The organism is Streptomyces sp. NPDC026377, assembly GCF_055567715.1.
Map to the genome: position 1 here is coordinate 53,133 of NZ_JBVHPV010000019.1, position 23,187 is coordinate 76,319.

The window sequence follows — 23,187 nt, forward strand, 5'->3', positions numbered from 1 at the left end:
CCCGTTCCGGGGCCTGCGGCCCCTGCACCCCGCCGGGCTGTTTCCGTTCACCTGCGGGCCGGTGGTGGGCTGGTCGCGCAGTTCCCCGCGCCCCTGAAAGCCTGGGGCTGAGCCTTGTTCTCCGGGTGCGGCAGACCCCCTGAAGGGGCGCGGGGAACTGCGCGACCAGCCCCGCACGGTTCGCAGACGAACCAAGCGCCCCCCAACCCCCGGAGGGCTCAGGGAACGGGCGGGGCGGGCGAGACCACCCCCCGGGCCAGGCCCAGGCGTACCAGGTCCTGGGGGCGGAGCCCCAGCTGGTCCGCCGTCCCGCGCACCTCACCCTCCCCCCGCTTCAAAATCGCCGCCGCCAACTCCGGCGCGATCACCGAGAAGTAGCTCGACGGGGTCAGCCAGGTGCGGCCGGGGGACGCGAGGGCCAGGGCGCCGCCCGAGCCGCCCTCGCCGATCACCAGCGTCGTCACCGGCACCCCCACCCCCGCCACCGCCCCGAAGCACTCCGCGACGGCCGCCCCCTGCCCGGCCCGTTCCGCCGCCGCGTCGTTGGCCGCGCCCGGGGTGTCGACCAGGGTCAGGACGGGCACGCCCAGACGGTCGGCCAGGTGGAGGAGGCGGGCTGCGGTGCGGTAGCCCGCCGGGCGGGTCGCGGTGCCGGTCTGGGCCGCGTACGCCACCGTACGGCCGTCCCGCGACCCGAACCCGCACATCACCCCCGCGTCCACACCCCCGCACCGGTCCCCGCTGATCGGGAGACGGTGGGTGAAGTACGCGTCGAGGTAGGCCGATGCCCGGGGGCGGGACGCGGCCCGTGCCTGCTCGACCGCCTCCCAGCCCGTCCCCGGCAGCCCCGCCCCGCCCAGCGCCGCGGGTACGTCCGCCGGGGCCACCGGGCCGCCCGGAACCCCGCCGGAGAGCAGCCCCAGCCACCTCCCCAGCACCCCGCGCAGCTCCGCCACCGGCACCACCGCGTCCACCGCCCCGGCCGCGAGCTGCCCCTCGGCCGCGTACGCCGTGGGGTCCGCGTCGGCCGGGCGGACCCGGGAGCCCGCGAAGCCCACCTGCGCACCCGGCAGCGCCAGGACCACGTCCGCGCCCGCGCCCAGCGTGGCCCAGCCGCCGCCGGTCGTCGGGTCGCGCAGGACCGCGATCTGCGGCAGCCCGGCCGCACGCAGCAACGCGGACTGGCGGGCCACCCGCTGGAGCTGGGTGAGCGCGACCATGCCTTCCTGCATCCGGCTGCCGCCGGTCGCGATCAGCGACACCAGCGGCAGCCGCCGCTCCCGCGCCGCCCGGTACGCCGCCTCCAGGCGGTCGCCCGTGCGCTGCCCCAACGACCCGCCGAGGAAGCCGAATTCGAAGGCCAGCAGGACGCACGGCCGGCCGTCCGCCTCCGCCAGGCCGTACACCACCGACTCCTGCTCGCCCGTGCGCTCCTCGGCCCGTGCCCTCGACGCCGCGTACCCCTCCCAGCCGAGCGGGCCCTCCGCCGGGCCCGCCTCGCGTTCGGGCGGGAACAGTTCGGTGAAGGCGGACGTGGCCGCCCCGATCGCGGCCCGCGCGGTCAGCCGCTCAGCCATGGCCCAGCGCCCGCTTCATGATCTTGCCCATGTCGTTGCGCGGCAGCGCCTCAAGGAAGCGGACCGTACGCGGCCGTTTGTGCGGGGAGAGCAGGGCCGCCACATGCGCCGCCAACTCCTCGGCCGTGGGCGGCGACTGGGGGTCGGCCGCGACCACCCACGCCACGATCCGCTCCCCGAGATCGGCGTCCGGCTCACCGGTGACGGCGGCCTCGCGCACCTCGGGGTGGTCGAGCAGCGCGTTCTCGATCTCGCCCGCCCCGATCTTGTAACCGCCGCTCTTGATCAGGTCGGTGGCCTTGCGGCCCACGATCCGTACGTACCCGTCCGCGTCCAGACTCGCCATGTCCCCGGTACGGAACCAGCCGTCCCCGGTGAAGGCGGCGGCGGTGGCGTCCGGGCGGTTGAGATAGCCGGTGAACAGGTGCGGGCCGCGCACCTGGATCTCGCCGATGCCGTCCGACTCGTCCGCCAGTCGCAGCTCCACGCCCGGCAGCGGCACGCCGACCGTCCCCGGCCGGGGCTCGCCGTCCACCCGTACGCTGGTGTTCATCAGCGTCTCGGTCATCCCGTACCGCTCGATCACCGTGCGGCCGGTCGCCGCCGCGATCCGGCGGTGGTCGTGGACGGGCAGCGCCGCCGAGCCCGACACCAGCAGCCGCGCCCCGGCCAGCGCCTTCGCCAACTCCAGGTCGCTGTCGAGGGATTCGGCGATCCGGTGGTACATCGTCGGCACCCCGAACAGCATCGTCGCCCCCGCCGACAGCTCGCGGGCCACCCCCTCCACCGAGAACCTGCCCAGATGCCGCACCGAGCCGCCGCGCCGCAGCGGTCCGAGGACGCCGAGGATCAGACCGTGGACGTGGAAGAGCGGCAGCCCGTGGACGAGGACATCCCGGTCAGTCCACGCCCAGACCTCCGCGAGCGCGTCGAGCGTGACGGCGACGGCCCGGCGGGGCAGCACGGCCCCCTTGGGCGGGCCGGTGGTGCCGGAGGTGTAGACGACGAAGGCGGGGGAGTCCGGGTCGGGTTCGGTGGCCGGGAGCTCCGCGCCCGGCTCCGCCGTGGTGCGTACGTCGATCCTGGTCAGCGCCTCAAACGCGGGCGGAAGCGAGGCGCCGGGGGCGGCGAGGACAGCCGTCGGCGCGCTGTCCGCCAGGATGTGCGCCAGCTCGCGCTCGCCCGTCTTGGGGTTCAGCGGTACGGCGGGGACCCCGGCCAGCAGCGCCGCCACCACCCCGACGACCGTCTCCGGGCTCGGCGTCGCCCAGACGGCGACACGACCGGCTCCGGCGAGCCGGCCCGCCAGGGCGCCCGCGGCCCCGGCGAGTTCCGCGTAGGTGAGGGAGTGCTCGCCGAAGCGGAGGGCCTCCTTGCGGTCGGCGGTTCGCAGCGCGGGAAGGAGAGGGGACACGGGAGAGGGCTCCTCGCAGTCGACGGCGGGCCAGGCAGGAACACCGGCCCGGAAGGGCCACCCGAAACCCTACGCGGCACCGCGATCAAGGAAGGGGCAGCGCCACCTTGACCGCGTACACCGCGACCAGCCCGTAGCCGATCCGGAACGTCCACATCCGGGCCGCCCGGGAGATCCGCGCCCCGGCGAACCCGCTTGCCGCCACGAGCAACTGCTGCCACACGAAGGAGGCGGCGAACACGGCCGCGGCGAACACGGCGCCGGAACCGCCGCCGCGCAGCGTGCCGCCCTGGGCCGTGGTGAGCGCGGTGAAGTAGAGGGCCGTGGTGGGGTTGACGAGGGTGAGGGCGGCGAAGCGGACGAAGACCCGGACGGGGGCGGTGTCCGGCGGTCCGGGCGCGGTCGCGGTGGCGGGTTCCGTGGGGGCGGGGGAGTGGCCGCCGGGCGCGGTGACGCGCTCCACGGAGGCGGCGGACGGGCCGGCGTCCGTCCCGGTGGCCGGTGGCGTGAGGGGGGCCGGGCCCCGGGACCCCCACAGCCCCCGCCCCGCGATCACCATCAGCACGCCCGCCGCCACCAGCCGTACCCACGCCTCCACCCCCGACAGCGTCGACGCCACCCAGGGGCCGAGCGCGGTGGCCACCGCCGCGTACGCGAAGTCGACCACCGCCACCGCCGAGGCCGCCGCCACCGCGCCGCGCCGGTCGCGCATGCCCTGCTGGACGAGCAGCACCCCGACCGCGCCCACGGGCATCGCCACGCCCAGGCCCGCCGCCGCGCCCGCCACCGCCGTCGTCCACATCTCGCTCATGGGGGTACTGTCCGGCCGCACCCGCCCGGTACGCGGCCGGATATCGGCGCGGGCTGCGACAATCGCGGTATGGACCGCCTGGACAGAGACATCCTCGGTGTACTGCGGGAGGATGCGCGGATTTCGTACCGCGACCTGGGGACGAAGGTCGGGCTCAGCGCCAACGCCGCCGCCGAGCGGGTGCGGCGGATGTGCCGCGAGGGCGTGATCCGGGGCTTCACGACCCTGATCGACCCGACGGCCGACGCGGGGGCGGGCCTCGTCGTCTTCATCGACGTCACCCTGCGCCTGGACACCACGAACGAGGAGTTCGAGAAGGTCGCCCTGAAGCTGCCGGGCATCACGGAAGTCGTGCACGTCACGGGCGAGCACGATTACCTCGTACGGGCCAGGGCGGCCGACCCGGCGGCGCTCGACGGGCTGCTGCGGCGGCTGAAACGGGAGGCGGGCGTGGCCCACTCCCACACCCGGATCGCGCTGCGGGCGGCGTCCGGCCCGTGAGCGCCGGCGCCTAGGCGCCGGCCCCTGAGAGTCAGCCCCCGCGAGCCGGCCCCTGAGGGACAGTCACACCGGTGACTGCCAGGTCACGGTCGTCCCGCACGCCCCGCCGCCGCCCGTTCCGTCGTCCGTGACCTCCAGGCGGACGCCCGGGCGCCCGTCCGGCAGGACCGCTGCGGCGTCGACCAGGACCTGTACGGAGGAGACGCCCGGGCGGCGGTGCGCGGCGGCGAGCGCCGTGCGCAGGGCGGCGATCAGCTGCCCGGCGGCCGGTTCGCCGACGACCGTGTCCACCGCGCCCTCGAACCGTACCGACGGGCGGAACCCGAGCAGGGCACCCGCCCCGTCCGTCTCGCGCAGCACCCGTCCCCGTACGGTCGTCGGCGCGTCGGCGGGCGGCTGCTGGAGGGCGAAGATGGCGGTGCGGACCTCCTGGATCGTGGAGTCCAGCTCGTCCACGGCCCGGGTGAGCAGCTCGTCCGTGTCGTCGCCGGAGACCTTCGCGGCGCGCCGGCGCGTCGACTCCAGCATCATCTCGGTGGCGAACAGCCGCTGGACGACGAGGTCGTGCAGATCGCGGGCGATACGGTCGCGGTCCTCGTACACCGCGAGCCGCTCCCGGTTGTGCTGCGCGTCCGCGAGGACCAGCGCGAGCGCGGCCTGCGAGGCGAACTGCGCGGCCAGCAGCCGGTCCACCGCGGTGTACGGCTCGGCGCCGCGGCGCCGGGGGAGCGCGAGCGTACCGATGAGCCTGCCGCCGCTCTGCAACGGCAGCATCATGCTCGGCCCGAACCGGGTCCGTACGTGGGTGGTCATCCTCGGGTCGGTCGCGGAGTCCTCGATGAACACCGGCTCGCCGCCGAGGAGCTGGACCAGGACGGGGGAGCCCGGCGCGATGGTGGTGCCCACGATGTCGCCCGGGTCGTCCGGCGCGGAGGCGGCGACGATCTCCATCCCGCCCTCCGGGGTGGGCTGGAGCACCACCCCGGCGACCGCGTCCGCGAGCAGCCGGGCCCGCTCGGCGACCGTCATCAGCGCGTCCGCCGCGGTGTCGCCGGTCAGCAGTGAGGTGGTGACGGCGGCGGCGCCCTCGATCCAGCGCTCGCGGCGCCGGGCCGTCTCGTAGAGCCGCGCGTTGCCGATCGCGATCCCCGCCTGCGAGGCGAGCACCCGCAGCAGCGCCAGATCCTCGTCGCCGAACGCGCCCCCGCGCTTCTCGGTCAGACACAGGTTGCCGAACACCTCGGTGTGTACGCGGACGGGGACGCCCAGGAACGAGCGCGTCGGCGGACGGCCGGGCCGCGCGCCCGAGGAGCGCGGGCCGGCGGCGGGACCGGCCGCCCGCAGCGGCCGCGTGCCCTCGACGAGCGCGCCCAGCACCCCGGCGCACCCGTCGGGGGCCGCCTCGATCCGCTCCCGCTCGGCGTCGCTGAGCCCGGCCGTGAACAGATCGGTGAGCCGTCCGCGCTCGGGGTCGAGCACCCCGAGCGCGCCGTACCGGGCGCCGGTCAGCTCGGCGGCGGTGTCGACGATGTGCTGGAGGGTGGTGTGCAGTTCGCGCTCGGAGCCGACGCCGAGGACGGCGTCGAGGAGGACGGGCAGGGGGGCGCCGGCCCCGGTGTCGGTTTCGGCGTCGGTCCCGGTGCCGGATACGGCGTCGCCCCCGGCCGTGCTCCCGGCTCCGGCCCTGCTCCCGGCCCCGGTCCCGTCCGGCACCCGCCTCACTCCGCCAGCGGGTCGAGGACCATCGGCTCGATCTGGCCGTCCAGCATCGCGCCCAGGCCGAGGATGGCGCAGACGTCCGGGCGTTCGGCGATGGCCACCGGCATGCCCGTCGCCTTGCGCAGCATCTGGTCCAGGCCCGGCAGGAGGGCGCTGCCGCCGACCATCATGATCCCCCGGTCGGCGAGGTCCGCGACCAGGTCCGGGGGGCAGTCGCGCAGGACCTTGCCGATGCCGTCGAGGACCGCGGTCAGCGGGGTGTGGATCGCGTTGCGTACGGCCGCGGTGTCGACCTGGACCGAACGGGCGAGGCCGGTGGCGACGTCGCGGCCGTGGATCTCGGTGGAGGCGGGGCCGTGCGGGGTGAGGCCGTTGCCGCTGAGGGCGATCTGGAGCGGGCGTACGGACTGGCTCGGCAGCATCAGCTCGTGCTGGTGGCGCAGGTGCTGGATGACGGCGTGGTCGATGGCGTCGCCGCCGACGGGGATGCGCTGGGCGGTGACGATCGCGCCGAGCGAGAGCACCGCGATCTGGGTGGTGGCCGCGCCGCACACCATGATCATGGTGGCGGTCGGCTGCTCCACCGGGAGCCCGCAGCCGACGGCCGCCGCGATCAGGGTGTCGACCAGCTCGACCCGGTGGGCGCCGAGCCCGACCAGCGTCTCGACGGTCGCGCGCTGGGCGAGCGGGTCGGCCTCGTGCGGGGTGCTGGCGGCGGCGCGCAGCCGGGGCTTGCGCCGCAGCTGGCGGCGGAGCTTCTCGCCGATCAGATGGCGCAGCATGCGCTGGGCCATCTCGATGTCGACGACCGTGCCGCCGGAGACGGGGCGGGCGACGCGGATGTAGTCGGGCGTACGGCCCGTCATCTTCTCGGCGAACGTGCCGACGGCGATCAGTGCGCCGGTTTGGGTGTTGACGGCCGCGACGCTGGGTTCGTCGACGACGAGTCCCAGTCCCTTGACGAATACGCGCGTCCTCGCGGCCCCGAGGTCGACGGCTACATGGCAACGGCGCAACTGCTCCAGACTGACGGTCACGGCGATCCTCCCGAGTGGGGTGCTTGATCGAATCGTCCGGCCCCGCGGGGTGGGGCGCGCGCGGGGCTGAGCCGGTCGGGCGTCGGCTGACTGAGTGCCAGGGGGTCCTGGAACGGGGCCGACCGGGCGACCCGCCCCCGCACCCCGGCGCGCCTCTGGGGGTGTGGGGGTGGGGGTGTGCGAGGGGCTGCGGCCCTTTTGCCCGAGGTTCGTCTGCGGGCCGCAGGCGACCCCCGGGCACAAACCGGCCTACACCCCCCGCACCCCCTGCAACAACCCCCAGCAGAACTCCCCCACCACCACCCCACCCCCCACCACCATCTCCAGCTCCCACCGCGTCGGCGCACCCCCCTCCCTCGGCCGGGCCGGGGGGAACGCCCGTGCCGCCTCGTCCACCGTGCACGCCCAGGGGCGCAGATCCGCCGCCGTCTCCAGGACCGGCCCCGGCTCGCCCGGGGCCCGGACCAGCCACTCGTTCCACACCGCCCCGCCCGGCCCCGCCAGCACCTCGAACCGCAGCGTCGGCCACAGCGGCACCGGCCACAGCCGTGCCTCGCACTCCAGGTCGCCGACCCTGCGCCGGGTCACCGTCTCCGGCTCGCCCAGCACCGACCGGTACCGCGCGGCCGCCCCGCGCGAGCGCGGTGAGCGGGTCATCGCCTGCCAGCGCCGGTTGGCCTCCCGCATCCGGGCCGCGGACACCCCCAGCTCGTGGCGGGCCTCCTCGACCAGCCCCGGCTGGTGGTCGGCCATCCGCCGCAGCAGGACGAGCTGGAAGTCGAGCGGGCCGAAACCGGGGGGCTGCGCGTCCGTCATGTCCCCATCCTGCCCGGCCCCACTGACAACGCACCGAACGCCCGACTTCGTGCCCCCGGCCCGCCCCGGAGGCAGGGGTTCCACACAAGATCCACACATTCCCGGCCCCCATTGTCGCCCGCCGCCCGCATAGCCTCCGTTGGCCATGGATTACTGCCACGCCTGCCGACGGCACCTCAACGGCGCACTGGCCTGCGCCGGATGCGGCACCCCCGCGGAGGAACTGCGGCAGCCCGAAATCATCGACCTCGGGGTGTACGAGGCCGCCGCGTCCGGTGCGGCCCCGGCCCCCGCGGGTCACCGCCGCGGGCGCCGCGAGCCGCCCCGCTCGGCGGCCCGCCCGCGACGCCGCGCCCGTAAGCGCCGTGGACGCCTCGTGCTGTTCGGCTCGGCCGGTGTGGTCCTCGCGGCGGGCGCGCTTGGGCTGGCCCGGGTCGCCATGGAGCCGCCGCCGGACGACCGGGGCGCGGCCACGTCCGTACACGAAGAGGAGCAGCTCTCCCAGGAGACCTCCGTGCCCGCGCCGGACGAAAGCGAGGCGGGCGGCCCGAAGCGGCCCAGCGCGGTGCCGGCCGCGAACGGTCACGGCAAGGGACACCACCCGAGCCCCGGCGGGACGCGGCCGGGCCCGGCCGGTACCGCGGGCGGACCCGGGACCGCCGACGGCTCCCCGGCGCCCGGGGGCTCGCACCCGGCCACCGGGATCACCGCAGTGCCCAGCCCTCCGGCCCCCACGCCCACCGGCACGGAGGGAGCGCCATCGCCGTCCACGTCACCGCAGCCCTCCTCATCGGAGTCGGACCCGGCGCCCCCGCAGCAGTCACCCCCGCCCGCGCCCACCCCCACCAAGACCTGCGACCGGTTCCTCTGGTGGTGCCTGTAGCCCACCCCCGGGAGGGGCGCCGGTGCCCTGAAGACGGGCGGCGGCCGCAGTGGCCCGGCCCGCCCCCTACTCCACTCCCAGCATCCGCCGCAGCAGATCCCGCAGCACCGTCCGCTCGTCCTTCGACAGCTGCGCCAGCGGCTCGCGGGCGAAGTCCAGGGAGTCGCGCAGGGCCGTCGCCGTGCGCAGGCCCGCCTCCGTCGGGGCGGCCAGTTTGACCCGGCGGTCGGCCGGGTCGGGGCGGCGCTCGACGAGGCCGCGCGCCTCCAGGCGGTCGATGATCCCCGTGACGTTCGACGGCTCGCACTTCAGCTTCCGCGCGATGTGCCGCATCGGCACCGGCTCCAGTGAGAGCAGCCCGAGCACCCGCGCCTGCGCGCCCGTGAGCGCGTGCTCGGCGGCGGCACGCTCGTACTCCTCGTGGTAGCGCCCCACGACCGAGCCGATGAGTTCGACGACTTCGAGGGTGAGGGCATCCATGCGCGTGGCCATGGAACCAGCGTACCGAGTTGCTTGACAATCTCAAATATTCAGGAGCATGGTTGTTTCAGCACCTGAAGTAATTGGTACCCGAGGTCCTGGTACCGGAATCACCGGTACCGGACCGATCGGTACCCGAAGTTGACGCCCCAGGAGGACGCACCCCATGTCCGCACCGTCCGCACTCCCCGCCACCGGCCGTGAATGGCACCTCGTCTCCCGCCCGCACGGCTGGCCGGTCCCGACCGACTTCGCGCTCCGTGAGGTCCCGGTCGCCGCGCCCGCCGAGGGCCGGATCCTGGTCCGCAACCTCTTCATGTCCGTCGACCCGTACATGCGGGGCCGGATGAACGACGTGAAGTCGTACATCCCGCCGTTCCAGCTCGACAAGCCGATGGACGGCGGCGCGGTCGGCGAGGTCGTGGCCTCCAACGACGAGCGCTTCGCCGTGGGCGACCATGTGCTGCACGGACTGGGCTGGCGCGAGTACGCGGACGTGGACGCCAGGCACGCCACCAAGGTGGACGCCTCGCTGGCCCCGCTCTCGACGTACCTCGGCGTGCTCGGCATGCCGGGTCTGACCGCGTACGCGGGCCTGTTCGAGGTCGCCTCCTTCAAGGAGGGCGACGCGGTCTTCGTCTCCGGCGCGGCCGGCGCGGTCGGCAGCCAGGTGGGTCAGCTCGCCCGCCTCAAGGGCGCCTCGCGGGTGATCGGCTCGGCCGGCTCCGACGAGAAGGTGAAGTGGCTGGTGGAGGAGCTCGGCTTCGACGCCGCCTTCAACTACAAGAACGGCCCGGTCCGCGAGCAGCTGCGCGAGGCCGCCCCGGACGGCATCGACGTCTACTTCGACAACGTCGGCGGCGAGCACCTGGAAGCCGCGATCTCCTCGCTGAAGGTGCACGGCCGCGCCACCATCTGCGGCATGATCGCGGGCTACAACGACACCGAGCCGACGCCGGGCCCGCGCAACATGGCCATGATCATCGGCAAGCGGCTGCGGCTCCAGGGCGTCCTCGTCGGCGACCACGCGGCGCTCCAGCCGAAGTTCGTCCAGGAGGTCGCCGGATGGATCGCCTCCGGCGAGCTGAAGTACGGCGAGACCGTCGTCGGCGGCATCGAGAACGGCGTGGACGCCTTCCTCGGCATGCTCCGCGGGGAGAACACCGGAAAGATGGTCGTCTCGCTGGGCGAGTGACCTCGGCCACCCCTTGAGATGCGACTCCTGAAGACCTTATCGGATGACTTCCGTCATCCGATAAGGTCTTTCCACATCCCGGCTGTCGTGGGCGCGAGCGGTCGGGAACGACCAGGAGGAGCACCCAGCATGTCCATCCAGCAGTCCGACGTCCTCTACACCGCCGTCGCCACCGCCGAGAACGGGCGCGACGGCCGGGTCGCCACCGACGACGGCGCGCTCGACGTGGTCGTGAACCCGCCGAAGGCGATGGGCGGCAGCGGCGCGGGCACCAACCCCGAGCAGCTGTTCGCGGCCGGTTACAGCGCCTGCTTCCAGGGCGCCCTCGGCGTGGTCGCGCGCCAGGAGAACGCCGACATATCCGACTCCACGGTCACGGCCGAGGTCGGCATCGGCAAGAACGACGCGGGCTTCGGCATCATCGTCAAGATCTCCGCCGCCATTCCGAACGTGGACGCGGCCACCGCTCGCGACCTCCTGGAGAAGGCGCACCAGGTGTGCCCGTACTCCAAGGCCACGCGCGGCAACATCACGGTGGACCTCGCGGTCGCCTGACGTTCCCGCTCTCCCGGAGGGGCCGCACTCGGCGGGGTGCGGCCCTTCGCCGTACCCGGGGGCGGGAACGCCCGTACGAGAGGAGCGGATACCGGCCGATAGAGTTCGGCCATGCGTGATCTCGGGGCGGGCTTCGGTTATCTGGTCAAAGGGCAGCGATGGGTCACCGGCCACGGCCGGGCCCTCGGGATCGGGCTGCTGCCCGGTCTGGTCACCCTGGTCCTGTACGCGGCGGCGCTGACCGGGCTCGCCTACGGGGCGGACGACTTCGCCGGCTGGGCGACCCCGTTCGCCGACGACTGGTCCTCGCCGTGGCTGAGTCTGTTCCGCGGCTTCCTGACGGGGCTCGTCTTCGCGATGGGCCTCTTCCTCGCGGTCATCACCTTCACCGCGGTGACGCTCCTGGTCGGCCAGCCCTTCTACGAGAAGCTGTCCGAGGACGTCGACCGCGCCGAGAGCGGCGGCGAGGCGCCGGAGTCCGGACTGCCGCTCTGGCGCGACCTGTGGATCTCCGCCCGCGACTCCGTCCGCGTCCTGACCCGCGTGGCCCTGTACGGCATCGTCCTGTTCGCCCTCGGTTTCCTGCCGGTGGTCGGCCAGACGGTCGTGCCCGCCATCGGCTTCTGCGTCTCCGGGTTCTTCCTCACCGTGGAGCTGACGGCGGTGGCGCTCCAGCGCCGGGGCGTGGAGCTGGCGGACCGCCTCGTCCTGCTGCGCGGGCGCCGTCTGATGGTGCTGGGCTTCGGTGTCCCGCTGACGCTGGCGTTCCTGGTGCCGTTCGTGGCCGTGTTCCTGATGCCGGGCGCGGTGGCGGGGGCGACGCTGATGGTCCGGGACCTGCTGGGCGAGACGGCCCAGGACCCCGACCGGCACCCGCGCCCCGAGCCCGCTACGGGCGGCCCGACGGGCTGATCCGCGCCGCGGCCTCCCGCAGTTCGGCGAGGAAGGCGGCGACGGCCGGGGAGTCCGCGCGGCCGTGCGGGGTCGCCGCGTAGACCGCCCGGCACGGGACGTCGTCCGGGTGCACGGGTACGAGCACGATGTCCGCCCGGACCGACTCGGCGGCGAGGGCGGGCAGCAGGGTCACCCCCAGCCCGGCCGCGACGAAGCCCTGCTTGGCGATCCAGTCCCGTACGACCAGCGTGGTGCGCGGCCGGAACCCGGCCTCCAGGACCGGCCGCATCAGCGTGTCCTCGGGGCGGGTGCTGCCCGCGACCCACTCCTCGTCGGCGAGCTCGGCCAGCCGCAGCCGCTCGCGGCCCGCCAGGCGGTGGTCCCTCGGCAGTGCCACGAACATCGGCTCGTCCAGCAGATGCCGCAGCGCACAGCCGTCGAGGGCGCGCCCGGCGGTGGAGCTGACCACCGCGATGTCCAGCTCGCCCGCGGCGAGCAGCCCGAGGTGCTTGACGGAGGGCCCCTCGGTACGGGCGAGTGTCACCCCGGGGTGGCGGCGCCGGAACGCGGCGAGGGCGCGGGGGAGCAGCGCGGCGTCGGCGGTCGAGAACGCCCCCACACGCAGCAGTCCGCCGTCGAGGGTGCGCAGCGCGGAGAGCTCGGCGCGAGCGGCGGCGAGCCGGTCCCGTACGGCCTCGGCGTGCGGCACCAGCACCCGCCCGGCCTCGGTGAGCCGCACCCCGCGAGCCAGCCGGTCGAAGAGCACGCTCCCCAGCTCGTCCTCCAGTGCCTGGACCTGCCGGGAGACGGCGGACTGGGTGTAGCCGAGCGCCTGGGCGGCGGCGGTGAAGGAGCCTTCGGAGGCGACGCGCAGGAAGACGTCGTAGAGGCTGTGGGTGGTGCCGTGCGCGCTGCCGTGGGAGTCGCTGTGCGAGTTGCCATGCGGGTTGGTCATGCCTGCCATGCTAGACATTCGCTTGTGGCATGGCTGGGAGGATCCGTACGGTCGTGCCATGACGAACGAAACGAAGATCGCGTTCCTGGGGCTCGGCAGCATGGGAACGCCGATGGCGCGACGGCTGCTGGCGGCGGGGTACGGGCTGACGGTCTGGAACCGTACGCCCGCCAAGGCCGAGGCCCTGGTGGCCGAGGGGGCCGTGGCCGCCGCGAGTCCCGCCGAGGCGGTCCGCGGCGCCGATGTGGTCATCACGATGCTCGCGGACCCGGCGGCGGCGCTGGCGGTGGCGGACGCGATGATCCCGGCGCTGGGGGCGGGGACGACGTGGATCGACACCTCGACGGTCGGCCCCGACACGGTCCGAGAGCTGGCCTCCCGCCTCCCCGAGGGGGTCGCGTTCATCGACGCGCCGGTGATGGGGAGCGTGGACCGGGCCGTGGACGGTGGACTGCTGATCCTCGCGGGCGGCGAGACCGCTCCCGTGGACGGGCTGCTGGCGGAGCTGGGGTCGGTGCGGCGGTGCGGGGAGGTGGGCACCGGTGCGGCGCTCAAGCTGGTGCTGATCAGTGGGGTGATCGGCGGGGTGGCGCTGGTGGCGGAGTCCCTGCGGCTTGCGGGGGCGCTGGGCCTGCCGGAGGACCTGACGCGCTCGGCCCTGGAGGCGAGCCCGCTGGCGGGCCTGACGGGCCGGCTGTTCGCGACGGAGGCGCACTTCCCGGTGGCGCTGGCGGCGAAGGATGTGGGGCTGGCGACGGGGGTGGGGGCTCTGCCGGTGCTGGAGGCGGTGCGGGGGGTGCTGGTGGCCCGCCCCGACCTGGCAACCTCAGACCTGTCGTCCCTGCGCCCCTGAGCAGGCCCCCCCGTTACGGGTCTGCGGCCCCGCGCCCTGCTTTGTGCCCGCGGGCCGGTGGTGGGCCGGTGGCGGGTTGGCCGCGCAGTTCCCCGCGCCCCTTTTCCGTCCGGCGTTCGTCTGCGGGTGGGGTGTGGTTGCTCGCGCAGTTCCCCGCGCCCCTGGGGGTCGGGGTGACCCCCGCCGAGAGGGCAGGGACCACAAGCCGCGCCCATAAGGGGCGCGGGGAACGGCGCGAGCAACCCAGGTCGACCGTCAGGGGACCACCGGGCTCTTGAGGGGCGCGGGGAACCGCGCGAGCAACCCAGGTCGACCCGCAGACGAACCCCCGGCCCATAAGGGGCGCGGGGAACTGCGCGAGCGGCCCCCGCCGCTCCGCAGGTCACCCGCGGAGCGGGAGCGGGCCCGGGGGCCGCAGGCCCCGCACAAGCAGCAAGCAGGGGCCCGGGGGTGCAGCCCCCGGCAAAACACCTCAGCCCACCCCACCCCCGGAGGGTCTAGGGAACGGGCGGGGTGGGGGAAAGCGCCACCGCCACAATCGCCCGCACCTGCCCCACGATCTCCCCCCGGTTCCGCTCGAACTCCGCATCCGTCACCACCCCGGCCGACGGATCCGTGTTCCCCGCCCCGAACTGCAGCACAGGCGTATGCACATGCCCCCCGGGAATGGCCAGCCCCAGCCGGTCCCGCAGGAGCGTCGCCCGGTACGCGATCTCGTTGGAGAGGTAGTCGCCCCCGCCCCCGGCCCGCGCCACGGACCCCGCAGACGGTCCCTCCTCCCGTACCACCGGGTCCGTACCACCCGCCGGGATTTCCGTCACCGACGTGTGGTCGTACACCGGGAACGGGCCGGTGCGGGCCGCCACGATCGCCGCGTACGGCAGCGTCGTCGTCGTCCACTGCGGCCGGCTCGCCGGGTCGGCGACCGGCACGGTCTCCGTGCGCGAGACGTCCTCGTTGTCCGGGAACCCGCCCCGCCACGCCCCGTTGAAGCGCTCGACGTCGATCCGCCCCACCCGCCCCTGGCTCACCGTGGTGAACAGGTCCACCCGGGGCAGCACCGGCCGCAGCGTCCGCTCGACCGTGCCCGCCGCGAAGTCGTCCCAGCGCACGGGGAACATGGCCGTCTCGATCCGGGCGGGCCCGGCGGCCGTGCTGATCCAGGTGCCGTCCAGCGCCAGGGCCGTCGCGCCCGACGGGTTGCCGATGCGGATGTCCCGGTCGAGCGTGAACGGGTCGAAGCCGGTGACCAGGATCTTCTTGTAGCCGGCGGCCGAGCCGTAGGCGATCGAGTCCTGGCCCCGCGACCCCCGCTCCAGACGGTCCAGCAGCGCCGCCCGCCGCGCCGCGGACAGCCCGAACCCGGGCTCCCAGCTCCGCAGCTCACGCGTCATCCCCAGCCGCGCCCAGTACAGCGGCCGGTCGTCGCCCCGGCTCAGGTCGCCGCCCGCCGGACCGCGCCCCTGCACCCGGTCCACGGCCCGCCGCCACAGCCCGGCGCCCTCCCGGGCGACCAGCCGCTCGGCCTCGCGGTAGGACCGTACGCCGTCGAGCTCCCGGGCGAACCGCGCGGCCACGTCGTCGAACCCGGAGCGCCGCAGTATCTCCCGTGGCACCGCCCGGTCCAGGCGCTGTTCCTCCACGGTCGGCGGCGCCCCCGTCGCGGGCCGCGCCTGCGCCTGCGCCGGGACCGGCGCGAGCGCCGCGCCGACCGTCAGCGAAGCGGCCAGCAGGGCGAGCCGCGCCACCCGTACGCCCCGTACACCCCGTACACGCCGTCCACGAACCACTGGGCATCCTTCCCTCAAGGCCTGGGCGGCCAGTATCGAGAAGGAACTCCCGTGTGAACAGAGGGACTCGGAGCGGTGTAGGAGTGACGGAAGGGATCAGGCCGTCAGGCCGGCGGGCGCGCCGACGTCACATTGCGGTACGCGATCTCCGCCAGCCGCCCCTGCCCGTCCTTGCTGGGGTGGAACCAGTCCCAGTGGCTCAGCTGCTCACCGGTGAAGCGGTAGTCGAAGACCGCGCCCCCGTCGTAGCGGCAGTAACGGTCCTTCGCGCACACGTCCTTCAGCGCCTTGTTGTACGCCACCACCCGCGCGTACACCGCGTCGCGCCGCTCGACCGCCGCCGGGCCGAGGTCGTCCGCGTCGCCCAGCATGGACTGACAGATGCCCAGCTTCCAGATCTGCTTGCCGAGCGCGTTGCCCCGGCCCTGCGACCACAGGCGCTTGAGGTCCGGCACGCTCGACACGTACACCTGCGTCTTGGGCAGCCCGGCGCGCAACTGGCGCAGCGACCGCTCGAAGCCCGACCGGAAGTCGGCCACCGAGGTCATGCCGTCGACCGAGTCGCGGCAGGCGTCGTTGCCGCCGACCATCACCGTGACCAGTTCGGGGCGGTGGGCCGCGGCCCGGGTCAGCTGGGCCGGAAGGTCGGCCATGCGGGCGCCGGTCCTGGCATAGTTCCAGCTGCGGGCGGCGGCGGAGGCGGGGCCGAGGAGCCGGCTCGCCAGCGAGCGCACCCCCGCGTCGCTGCCGGTCGCCCAGGACGCCTCGGGGCAGTCGGCGAGGACCATGCAGGCGTCGAAGCCCCGGGTGATGGAGTCGCCCACGGCGGCGATCGACGCCGGGCGCGGGTTCCAGTGGGAGGTGGGCGCCGGTGAGGGCTTGCGGGTCCCGGGGCGGTGCTCGACGGGGGCCCCCTCGCTCGTGCACCCCGCCACGGCGAGCGCCGTCGCGGTGAGGGCGGCGGCGGCCGCGGTGCGGCCCCGCGCGGTGCGGCCCCGGCGTGTCGGCGGCGTCCCCTGGTCCATCCCCATGGTCCCCTCCCTCGGGTGCCCCTGGCGTCCTGGCGAGTGAAAGCTTCGTGTTTCCCGGGCCCAGGACCGACCGTACGACACCTTTCTGTCTGCTCCGCGCGGTAGCTTTGGCCCGTCCAGCCAGAGGAACCACGCCAGACGGCTCCGGTAAATTACATCACGTCACATACTGTCCCCATTCAGGAGATTAACTCCCGATGCTGTTTACTGTTGAACCCCGGGGCAGAATGTCAGGTGCTGTCCTGACCGGGACCGGTAGGGGCGCGAGGCCGCTGGGGAAGGCGAACCTCGAACCGCACTGGAGGTCCCGGTGACGACACGTGGAGTTCTGTACGTCCACTCCGCCCCCCGCGCGCTGTGCCCGCACGTCGAGTGGGCCGTGGCGGGGGTGCTCGGTGTGCGCGTCCAGCTCGACTGGATCCGCCAGCCCGCCTCGCCCGGCACCTGGAGAGCCGAGTTCTCCTGGCAGGGCGAGCCCGGCACGGCGTCCAAACTCGCGTCCGCCCTGCGCGGATGGCAGATGCTGCGGTTCGAGGTCACGGCGGAGCCGTGCGCCACGGCCGAGGGCGAGCGCTACAGCGCCACGCCCGACCTGGGAATCTTCCACGCCGTCACCGGCATCCACGGCGACATCCTGATCCCCGAGGACCGGCTGCGGGCGGCGCTGGCCCGCTCGGTGCGCGAGGAGACCGACCTGGAGGCCGAGATCGCCCGCCTCCTCGGCAAGCCCTGGGACGACGAGCTGGAGCCGTTCCGGTACGCGGGCGAGGGCGCCCCGGTCCGCTGGCTGCACCAGGTCGTCTGACCCCCGGCGCGCGACGGAAAGGGCCCCCACCGCTCGGTGGGGGCCCTCCTCGTCGCGTAGGTACGCCTCAGACGGAGCGGAACGCCAGGACGACGTTGTGGCCGCCGAAGCCGAACGAGTTGTTGATCGCGGCGATCGACCCGGACGGCAGCTCGCGCGGCTCGCCCCGCACGATGTCGGCCTCGACCTCCTCGTCGAGCTCGTCGACGTTGATGGTCGGGGGCGCGACGCGGTGGTGCAGCGCCAGGACGGTGGCGACGGTCTCGATGCCGCCGGCGCCGCCGAGGAGGTGCCCGGTCATGGACTTCGTCGCGGAGACCGCGATGTGGTCCATGTCGTCGCCGAGGACCTTGCGCAGCGCCTTGATCTCGGCGACGTCGCCCTGCGGGGTGGACGTCGCGTGCGCGTTGAGGTGGACGACCTCGGACGGCTTGAGGTCGGTGGAGTCCAGCAGGTTCTGCAGGGCCGCCGCGACACCCCGGCCGGTCGGCTCGGGCTGCGCGATGTGGTGGCTGTCGGCCGACAGGCCCTGGCCGAGTACCTCGCAGTAGACCCGGGCACCGCGCTGGGCGGCGTGCTCGGCCGACTCCAGGACGACGACACCGGCGCCCTCGCCGAGGACGAAGCCGTCACGGGCCTTGTCGTACGGGCGCGAGGCCTGCTCGGGGTTCTCGTTGTTCTTGGACATCGCCATCATGTTGGCGAACGCCGCCACCGGCAGCGGGTGGATGGCCGCCTCGGTGCCGCCGGCCACGACGACGTCGGCACGGCCGGTGCGGATCATCTCCACGGCGTAGCCGATCGCCTCGGCGCCCGACGCGCAGGCGGAGACGGGGGTGTGGACGCCCGCGCGGGCGTTCACCTCCAGGCCGACGTTGGCCGAGGGGGAGTTCGGCATCAGCATCGGGACAGTGTGCGGGGAGACGCGGCGTACGCCCTTCTCCTTGAGCACGTCGTACTGGTCGAGCAGCGTGGTCACACCGCCGATGCCGGAGGCGATGACCGTGCCGAGGCGCTCGGGGGCGATGGGCTGGTCGTCGCCGGCGGGGGCGGTGTAGCCCGCGTCGGCCCAGGCCTCCTTCGCCGCGATCAGGGCGAACTGCGCCGAGCGGTCCAGCTTGCGGGCGAGCGGGCGGGGCAGTACCTCGCCCGGGTCGACGGCGGCGGTGGCGGCGATGCGGACCGGGAGGTCGGCGAAGCGCTCGCCCTCCAGGGGCCGGACGCCGGAACGGCCCGCCAGCAGACCTTCCCAGGTCGAGGCGGAGTCGCCACCCAGCGGTGTGGTTGCGCCGATACCGGTGACGACCACGGTGCGATTGGTCGAGCTCACAGGAAATTTCTCCACGGTGTAAGGGGGGATCAGCGGCGCCACCGCCGGGTGGCGGCAGTCACGCGGAACTGAGTCCGGGACTGAGTCGGGAGACTCAGGCCTGGTGCTTCAGGATGTAGTCCGCGGCGTCGCCGACGGTCTTGAGGTTCTTGACGTCGTCGTCCGGGATCTTGACGTCGAAGCGCTCTTCGGCGGCGACGACGACCTCGACCATGGACAGCGAGTCGACGTCCAGGTCGTCGGTGAAGGACTTGTCCAGCTGGACGTCCTCGACGGGGATACCGGCGATCTCGTTGACGATCTCGGCGAGACCCTCGACGATCTCTTCCTGGGTGGCGGCCATGTGGCGCTCCTTCGGTGTTTTTACGGGTTTGCGGGCATCCGGAAGATCCGGTGTGCCTAGGGGAGGGTAACGACCGTCGCGGCGTAGACGAGACCCGCCCCGAAGCCGATGACGAGCGCGGTGTCACCGCTCTTCGCCTGTCCGGTCGCCAGGAGCCGCTCCATAGCGAGCGGGATCGAGGCGGCCGAGGTGTTGCCGGTGGTCTCCACGTCACGGGCGACCGTGACGTGGTCCGGCAGTTTGAGAGTCTTCACCATCGAGTCGATGATCCGCATGTTGGCCTGGTGCGGAATGAAGACGTCCAGGTCGTCCGCGCTGATTCCGGCCGCGTCCAGAGCCTGCTGGGCGACCTTCGCCATCTCGAACACGGCCCAGCGGAACACCGCCTGGCCCTCCTGCGTGATCGCAGGGAACTTGCCCGCGGAGTCGTACTCGGTCCACGGCACGGTCTGCTTGATGGTCTCGGACTTGTCGCCCTCGGAGCCCCAGACGGTACGGGCGATGCCCGGCTCGTCCGCGGGGCCCACGACGACCGCGCCCGCGCCGTCACCGAAGAGGAAGGCCGTCGCGCGGTCCTCCAGGTCGGTCAGGTCGCTGAGCCGCTCCACGCCGATGACCAGCACGTACTCCGCGGAACCCTCGACGATCATGCCCTTGGCGAGCGTCAGGCCGTAGCCGAAGCCCGCGCAGCCCGCGGAGATGTCGAACGCGGCCGGCTTGACCGCGCCGATCTTGTCCGCGATCTCGGTGGCGACGGCCGGGGTCTGCTTGAAGTGCGAGACCGTGGAGACGATCACCCCGCCGATCTGCTCGGGGGTGAGACCGGCGTCCGCGATGGCCTTGCCCGCGGCCTCCACCGACATCGCCGTCACGGTCTCCTCGTCGGAGGCCCAGTGCCGGGTGGAGATGCCGGAGCGGGAGCGGATCCACTCGTCGGACGAGTCGATCTTCTCCAGGATGACCTCGTTGGGGACCACCCGGGTCGGCCGGTAGCCGCCGACGCCCATGATCCGGGCGAACGGCGCGCCCTTGCTGGGCTTGATCTTCGCCATGCTGCTGGGGCTCCTTATTCGGCACCCGCCGCGTCAGCGGCAGGTGTCCCGGTCTCGGCGATGAGCGCGCGGGCCGCGTCGAGGTCGTCCGGGGACTTCAGGGCGACGGTCTTCACGCCGGGCAGCGCGCGCTTGGCCAGGCCGGTCAGGGTGCCGCCGGGGCACACCTCGATCAGCGCGGTGGCGCCCAGTTCCCGGAACCTCTCCATGCAGAGGTCCCAGCGGACGGGGTTCGAAACCTGGTTCACCAGGCGGGCGACGACCTCGGCGCCGGTGGCCACCGTGGCGCCGTCGGCGTTCGAGACGTACGTGACCTTGGGGTCGGAGATGTCGAGAGAGGCCGCGGCCTCGCGCAGCTCCTCGACCGCCGGAGCCATGTGGTGCGTGTGGAACGCGCCCGCGACCTTCAGCGCCACGACCCGGCGCACGCCCTCGGGCTTGTCCGCCTCCAGGGCGGCCAGCTGCTCCAGGGTGCCCGCGGCCACGACCTGGCCGGCGCCGTTCACGTTCGCCGGGGTGAGGCCGAGCTTCTCCAGGTGCGGGAAGACGACCTCGGGCTCGCCGCCGAGCAGCGCGGACATACCGGTCTCGGTGACGGCCGCGGCGCGGGCCATGCCCAGGCCACGGGTGCGTACGAAACCGAGCGCGGCCTCCTCGGAGAGCACGCCCGCGTACGCGGTGGCCGTGATCTCGCCGACGCTGTGGCCCGCCACCGCGCCGGGGGTGATGTCACCCAGTGCCGCGGCGGACAGCAGACCGGCGGCGACCAGCAGGGGCTGGGCGACGGCGGTGTCGCGGATGGCGTCCGCGTCCGCCTGCGTGCCGTAGTGGACGAGGTCGAGCCCGATGGCGTCGGACCACGCGGCGAGCCGGTCGGCGGCACCGGGGAGGTCGAGCCAGGGAGTCAGGAAGCCGGGCGTCTGAGCGCCTTGGCCGGGAGCGACGAGTACGAGCACTCTCACACTCTCTCTTGTGGACGGCCCTGCTCGCCCGTGGGGACAGGGACGAAGAACCGTCGGGGGAATTGTGGGTGTCCGACAAAAGTCTAGGACTGAGGATCTCCGTCGGCCAGACGCCCCAGGATCAGGGCGATCCGGAGCGTGAAGGCCGAACGCACATCGGAGGGCGACCAGCCGGTGACGTCCGTCACACGTCGTAGCCGGTAGCGCACGGTGTTGGGGTGGACGAAGAGCATCCGGGCCGCGCCTTCCAGACTGCTCGCCTGCTCCAGATAGACGCTCAGGGTCTCCAGGAGCGCGGAGCCCGCCTCCTCCAGCGGTCTGTAGATCTCCTCCACCAACTGCTCCCGCGCAGCCGGATCGGAGGCGATCGCGCGCTCCGGAAGGAGATCGTCCGCCAGAACGGGCCGGGGAGCGTCCTGCCAGGCCGTGCACGCCTTGAGCCCGGCGGCGGCGGCCTGGGCGGAGCGGGTGGCCGCCAGCAGGTCGGGGACGACCGGTCCGGCCACCACGGGACCGGCCGCGTACGGGCCGATCAGGGCCTTGGCGACTTGGAGCGGGTTGTCGCTGCCGCCCGCGATGACGACCAGGCGGTCCCCGAGCACCCCGGTGAGGACCTGGAGCTTGGCGTGCCGGGCGGCCCGCCGGATGGCCTCCACGGTCAGTTCGCTGTCGCCGTCGGGGGCGGTGCCGAGCACCACGCACACGTGCTCGGGGGAGTTCCAGCCGAGGGCGGCGGCCCGGGACACGGCCCCCTCGTCGGCCTCACCGGAGAGCACCGCGTTGACCACCAGCGACTCCAGGCGGGCGTCCCAGGCACCGCGTGCCTCGGCGGCCTGGGCGTACACCTGGGCGGTGGCGAAGGCGATCTCGCGCGCGTAGACGAGCAGCGCCTCGCGCAGGATCGACTCGTCGCCGGGCGCCGCAACCTCCTCGATCGCCGTCTCCATGACCTCGATGGTGGTGCGCACCATCTCGACGGTCTGGCGCAGGGTGATCGCCCGGGTCAGCTCGCGCGGAGCGGTCCCGAAGACGTCCGTGGAGATCGCCTGCGGGGTCTCCGGGTGCCGGAACCACTCGGTGAAGGCCGCGATGCCGGCCTGGGCCACCAGACCGATCCAGGACCGGTTCTCCGGCGGCATCGCCCGGTACCACGGCAGCGTCTCGTCCATGCGGGCGATGGCGTTCGCGGCGAGCCGGCCGGAGGACTGCTCAAGGCGCTTGAGGGTCGCGGTGTGCGGATGGGCGGCGGTCGGCGGCGGCTGCTGCGATTCGGGTTCGGGCACGGGGACAAGACTGCCTTATCAGGACGGGTGTGTGTCCTGCCGGGGGTTCGGGGGGCGTTCCGGGGCCGCCCGGCGGGGCTACCGTGGAGCCGTGATTTCCGTGAGGCGCGCCGACGAGCGCTACCGGGGCGGCGACGCGGCGGCCGGCATCGAGTCCCTGCACGCGTTCTCCTTCGGCCGTTTCTACGACCCGGACAACCTGCGCTTCGGCCCGGTCCTGGCCTGCAACGAGGAACGGCTCGCCCCGGGCGCCGGTTTCGACGAACACCCGCACAGCCACACCGAGATCGTCACCTGGGTCGTGGAGGGGGAGCTCACCCACCGCGACTCCACCGGACACGCCACGGTCGTACGGCCGGGGGACGTCCAGCACCTCAGTTCGGCCGGCGGGGTGCGTCACGAGGAACGCAACGACGGCACGGCCCCGCTGGTCTTCGTCCAGATGTGGCTGGCCCCCAAGGAGCCCGGCGGCACTCCCGCGTACCGAATCGTCCGGGGCATGGCCGACTCCACGCCGTACGCGGTCCTGGCGTCCGGGGCGCTGCTGCACGTACGCCGCCTGGCGTCCGGCGAGCGCACGGCGGTGCCGGGCGCGGCGGGGGTCTACGTCCACGTGGTGCGGGGCGAGGTCGCCCTGGGGGCCGAGCGGCTGGGCCCCGGTGACGCGGCCCGGGCCACGGACGAGCCGGCCCTCGACGCGATCGCCCGCACGCCGGCGGAGCTGCTGTTCTGGGAGCTGTCCGAGGTGTAGCGCGGTTTCGTCCCGTGGGCCGTGGGTGGGCGCGGGCGGGGCGTGCCTGCTTCGTCCGCGGACCGTGGGTGGCTGGTCGCGCAGTTCCCCGCGCCCCTGAAGACCTGTGGCTGAGCTGGGTTCTCCGGCTGCGGCCGACTACCTGAGGGG

The 23,187-nt window shown here is 73.9% G+C and carries 23 protein-coding genes; 8 read left to right on the plus strand and 15 right to left on the minus strand.

Annotated features, from left to right (window positions below; all coding sequences use genetic code 11):
* Positions 1–218: 218 nt before the first annotated feature.
* The 3 genes from ACZ4MU_RS29840 to ACZ4MU_RS29850 all read right to left on the minus strand — a co-directional run bounded on the left by ACZ4MU_RS29840 (position 219) and on the right by ACZ4MU_RS29850 (position 3,802).
* On the minus strand, positions 219–1,577 hold the full coding sequence (locus ACZ4MU_RS29840) for a carboxyl transferase domain-containing protein (protein ID WP_467882429.1): 1,359 nt from the start codon (positions 1,575–1,577) through the stop codon (positions 219–221).
* A complete protein-coding gene (locus tag ACZ4MU_RS29845; RefSeq protein ID WP_467882430.1) occupies positions 1,570–2,991 on the minus strand; it encodes an acyl-CoA synthetase in 1,422 nt (473 codons plus the stop codon). Before ACZ4MU_RS29845 ends, ACZ4MU_RS29840 begins: the two co-directional genes overlap by 8 nt.
* 85 nt (positions 2,992–3,076) lie before the next feature.
* A complete protein-coding gene (locus ACZ4MU_RS29850; RefSeq protein WP_467882432.1) occupies positions 3,077–3,802 on the minus strand; it encodes a hypothetical protein in 726 nt (241 codons plus the stop codon).
* Positions 3,803–3,871: 69 nt separating this feature from the next.
* Here ACZ4MU_RS29850 and ACZ4MU_RS29855 point away from each other — a divergent pair, with 69 nt between their 5' ends.
* Positions 3,872–4,303, plus strand: coding sequence for an Lrp/AsnC family transcriptional regulator (locus ACZ4MU_RS29855; RefSeq protein WP_467882434.1), 432 nt, complete (start codon positions 3,872–3,874; stop codon positions 4,301–4,303).
* A 63-nt stretch (positions 4,304–4,366) separates the two neighbouring features.
* On the opposite strand, the gene ACZ4MU_RS29860 is transcribed toward ACZ4MU_RS29855, so the two are convergent.
* The 3 genes from ACZ4MU_RS29860 to ACZ4MU_RS29870 form a co-directional block, all read right to left on the minus strand.
* Positions 4,367–5,902, minus strand: coding sequence for a sensor histidine kinase (locus ACZ4MU_RS29860; RefSeq protein WP_467882577.1), 1,536 nt, complete (start codon positions 5,900–5,902; stop codon positions 4,367–4,369).
* A 119-nt stretch (positions 5,903–6,021) separates the two neighbouring features.
* Positions 6,022–7,059 (minus strand): rod shape-determining protein, encoded by a 1,038-nt coding sequence (locus ACZ4MU_RS29865; protein WP_467882436.1) that lies wholly within the window; start codon positions 7,057–7,059, stop codon positions 6,022–6,024.
* Positions 7,060–7,308: 249 nt separating this feature from the next.
* Entirely contained in the window at positions 7,309–7,875 is a 567-nt protein-coding gene (locus ACZ4MU_RS29870) for a hypothetical protein (protein ID WP_467882438.1), read from the minus strand.
* Between the two features lie 145 nt (positions 7,876–8,020).
* Here ACZ4MU_RS29870 and ACZ4MU_RS29875 point away from each other — a divergent pair, with 145 nt between their 5' ends.
* A complete protein-coding gene (locus ACZ4MU_RS29875) occupies positions 8,021–8,758 on the plus strand; it encodes an SCO2400 family protein (protein WP_467882440.1) in 738 nt (245 codons plus the stop codon).
* 66 nt (positions 8,759–8,824) lie between these two features.
* Here ACZ4MU_RS29875 and ACZ4MU_RS29880 read toward each other — a convergent pair whose 3' ends face one another.
* Entirely contained in the window at positions 8,825–9,250 is a 426-nt protein-coding gene (locus ACZ4MU_RS29880) for a MarR family winged helix-turn-helix transcriptional regulator (protein ID WP_406556273.1), read from the minus strand.
* 154 nt (positions 9,251–9,404) lie between these two features.
* Here ACZ4MU_RS29880 and ACZ4MU_RS29885 point away from each other — a divergent pair, with 154 nt between their 5' ends.
* The 3 genes from ACZ4MU_RS29885 (at position 9,405) to ACZ4MU_RS29895 (ending at position 11,900) form a co-directional block, all read left to right on the plus strand.
* On the plus strand, positions 9,405–10,433 hold the full coding sequence (locus ACZ4MU_RS29885) for an NADP-dependent oxidoreductase (protein WP_467882442.1): 1,029 nt from the start codon (positions 9,405–9,407) through the stop codon (positions 10,431–10,433).
* Positions 10,434–10,562: 129 nt separating this feature from the next.
* The gene (locus tag ACZ4MU_RS29890; protein ID WP_467882444.1) at positions 10,563–10,988 is read left to right on the plus strand and encodes an organic hydroperoxide resistance protein; all 426 of its coding nucleotides are present in this window, start codon (positions 10,563–10,565) and stop codon (positions 10,986–10,988) included.
* Between the two features lie 111 nt (positions 10,989–11,099).
* On the plus strand, positions 11,100–11,900 hold the full coding sequence (locus ACZ4MU_RS29895; protein ID WP_467882446.1) for an EI24 domain-containing protein: 801 nt from the start codon (positions 11,100–11,102) through the stop codon (positions 11,898–11,900).
* Here ACZ4MU_RS29895 and ACZ4MU_RS29900 read toward each other — a convergent pair.
* A complete protein-coding gene (locus ACZ4MU_RS29900) occupies positions 11,878–12,837 on the minus strand; it encodes a LysR family transcriptional regulator (protein WP_467882448.1) in 960 nt (319 codons plus the stop codon). The genes ACZ4MU_RS29895 and ACZ4MU_RS29900 overlap by 23 nt on opposite strands.
* A 58-nt stretch (positions 12,838–12,895) precedes the next feature.
* On the opposite strand from ACZ4MU_RS29900, the gene ACZ4MU_RS29905 reads away from it, so the two are divergent.
* Positions 12,896–13,690, plus strand: a complete 795-nt coding sequence (locus ACZ4MU_RS29905; protein WP_467882450.1) for an NAD(P)-dependent oxidoreductase — start codon at positions 12,896–12,898, stop codon at positions 13,688–13,690.
* Between the two features lie 497 nt (positions 13,691–14,187).
* Here ACZ4MU_RS29905 and ACZ4MU_RS29910 read toward each other — a convergent pair whose 3' ends face one another.
* Entirely contained in the window at positions 14,188–15,438 is a 1,251-nt protein-coding gene (locus ACZ4MU_RS29910; RefSeq protein WP_467882580.1) for a pyroglutamyl-peptidase I, read from the minus strand.
* Between the two features lie 146 nt (positions 15,439–15,584).
* Positions 15,585–16,505: an SGNH/GDSL hydrolase family protein gene (locus tag ACZ4MU_RS29915; protein ID WP_467882582.1), complete on the minus strand. Its 921-nt coding sequence runs from the start codon at positions 16,503–16,505 to the stop codon at positions 15,585–15,587.
* A gap of 316 nt (positions 16,506–16,821) precedes the next feature.
* Here ACZ4MU_RS29915 and ACZ4MU_RS29920 point away from each other — a divergent pair, with 316 nt between their 5' ends.
* On the plus strand, positions 16,822–17,316 hold the full coding sequence (locus tag ACZ4MU_RS29920) for a DUF3145 domain-containing protein (RefSeq protein ID WP_467882452.1): 495 nt from the start codon (positions 16,822–16,824) through the stop codon (positions 17,314–17,316).
* Positions 17,317–17,383: 67 nt separating this feature from the next.
* Here the strand turns inward: ACZ4MU_RS29920 and fabF are convergent, their stop codons facing one another.
* The 5 genes from fabF to ACZ4MU_RS29945 all read right to left on the minus strand — a co-directional run bounded on the left by fabF (position 17,384) and on the right by ACZ4MU_RS29945 (position 22,286).
* Positions 17,384–18,646: a beta-ketoacyl-ACP synthase II gene (fabF, locus tag ACZ4MU_RS29925; protein ID WP_467882454.1), complete on the minus strand. Its 1,263-nt coding sequence runs from the start codon at positions 18,644–18,646 to the stop codon at positions 17,384–17,386.
* Positions 18,647–18,740: 94 nt separating this feature from the next.
* Positions 18,741–18,989, minus strand: coding sequence for an acyl carrier protein (locus tag ACZ4MU_RS29930; RefSeq protein ID WP_389887195.1), 249 nt, complete (start codon positions 18,987–18,989; stop codon positions 18,741–18,743).
* Positions 18,990–19,045: 56 nt separating this feature from the next.
* Positions 19,046–20,041 carry a beta-ketoacyl-ACP synthase 3 gene (locus ACZ4MU_RS29935; protein ID WP_467882456.1) on the minus strand — a complete coding sequence of 332 codons (996 nt, stop codon included), beginning with the start codon at positions 20,039–20,041 and terminating at the stop codon, positions 19,046–19,048.
* 14 nt (positions 20,042–20,055) lie between these two features.
* Complete coding sequence (locus ACZ4MU_RS29940; RefSeq protein WP_467882458.1) at positions 20,056–20,997, minus strand: ACP S-malonyltransferase; 942 nt, start codon at positions 20,995–20,997, stop codon at positions 20,056–20,058.
* A gap of 89 nt (positions 20,998–21,086) precedes the next feature.
* Positions 21,087–22,286 carry a PucR family transcriptional regulator gene (locus ACZ4MU_RS29945; protein WP_467882459.1) on the minus strand — a complete coding sequence of 400 codons (1,200 nt, stop codon included), beginning with the start codon at positions 22,284–22,286 and terminating at the stop codon, positions 21,087–21,089.
* Positions 22,287–22,377: 91 nt separating this feature from the next.
* Between ACZ4MU_RS29945 and ACZ4MU_RS29950 the strand changes: the two genes are divergently transcribed.
* Entirely contained in the window at positions 22,378–23,037 is a 660-nt protein-coding gene (locus tag ACZ4MU_RS29950) for a pirin family protein (RefSeq protein ID WP_467882461.1), read from the plus strand.
* Positions 23,038–23,187 lie beyond the last annotated feature (150 nt).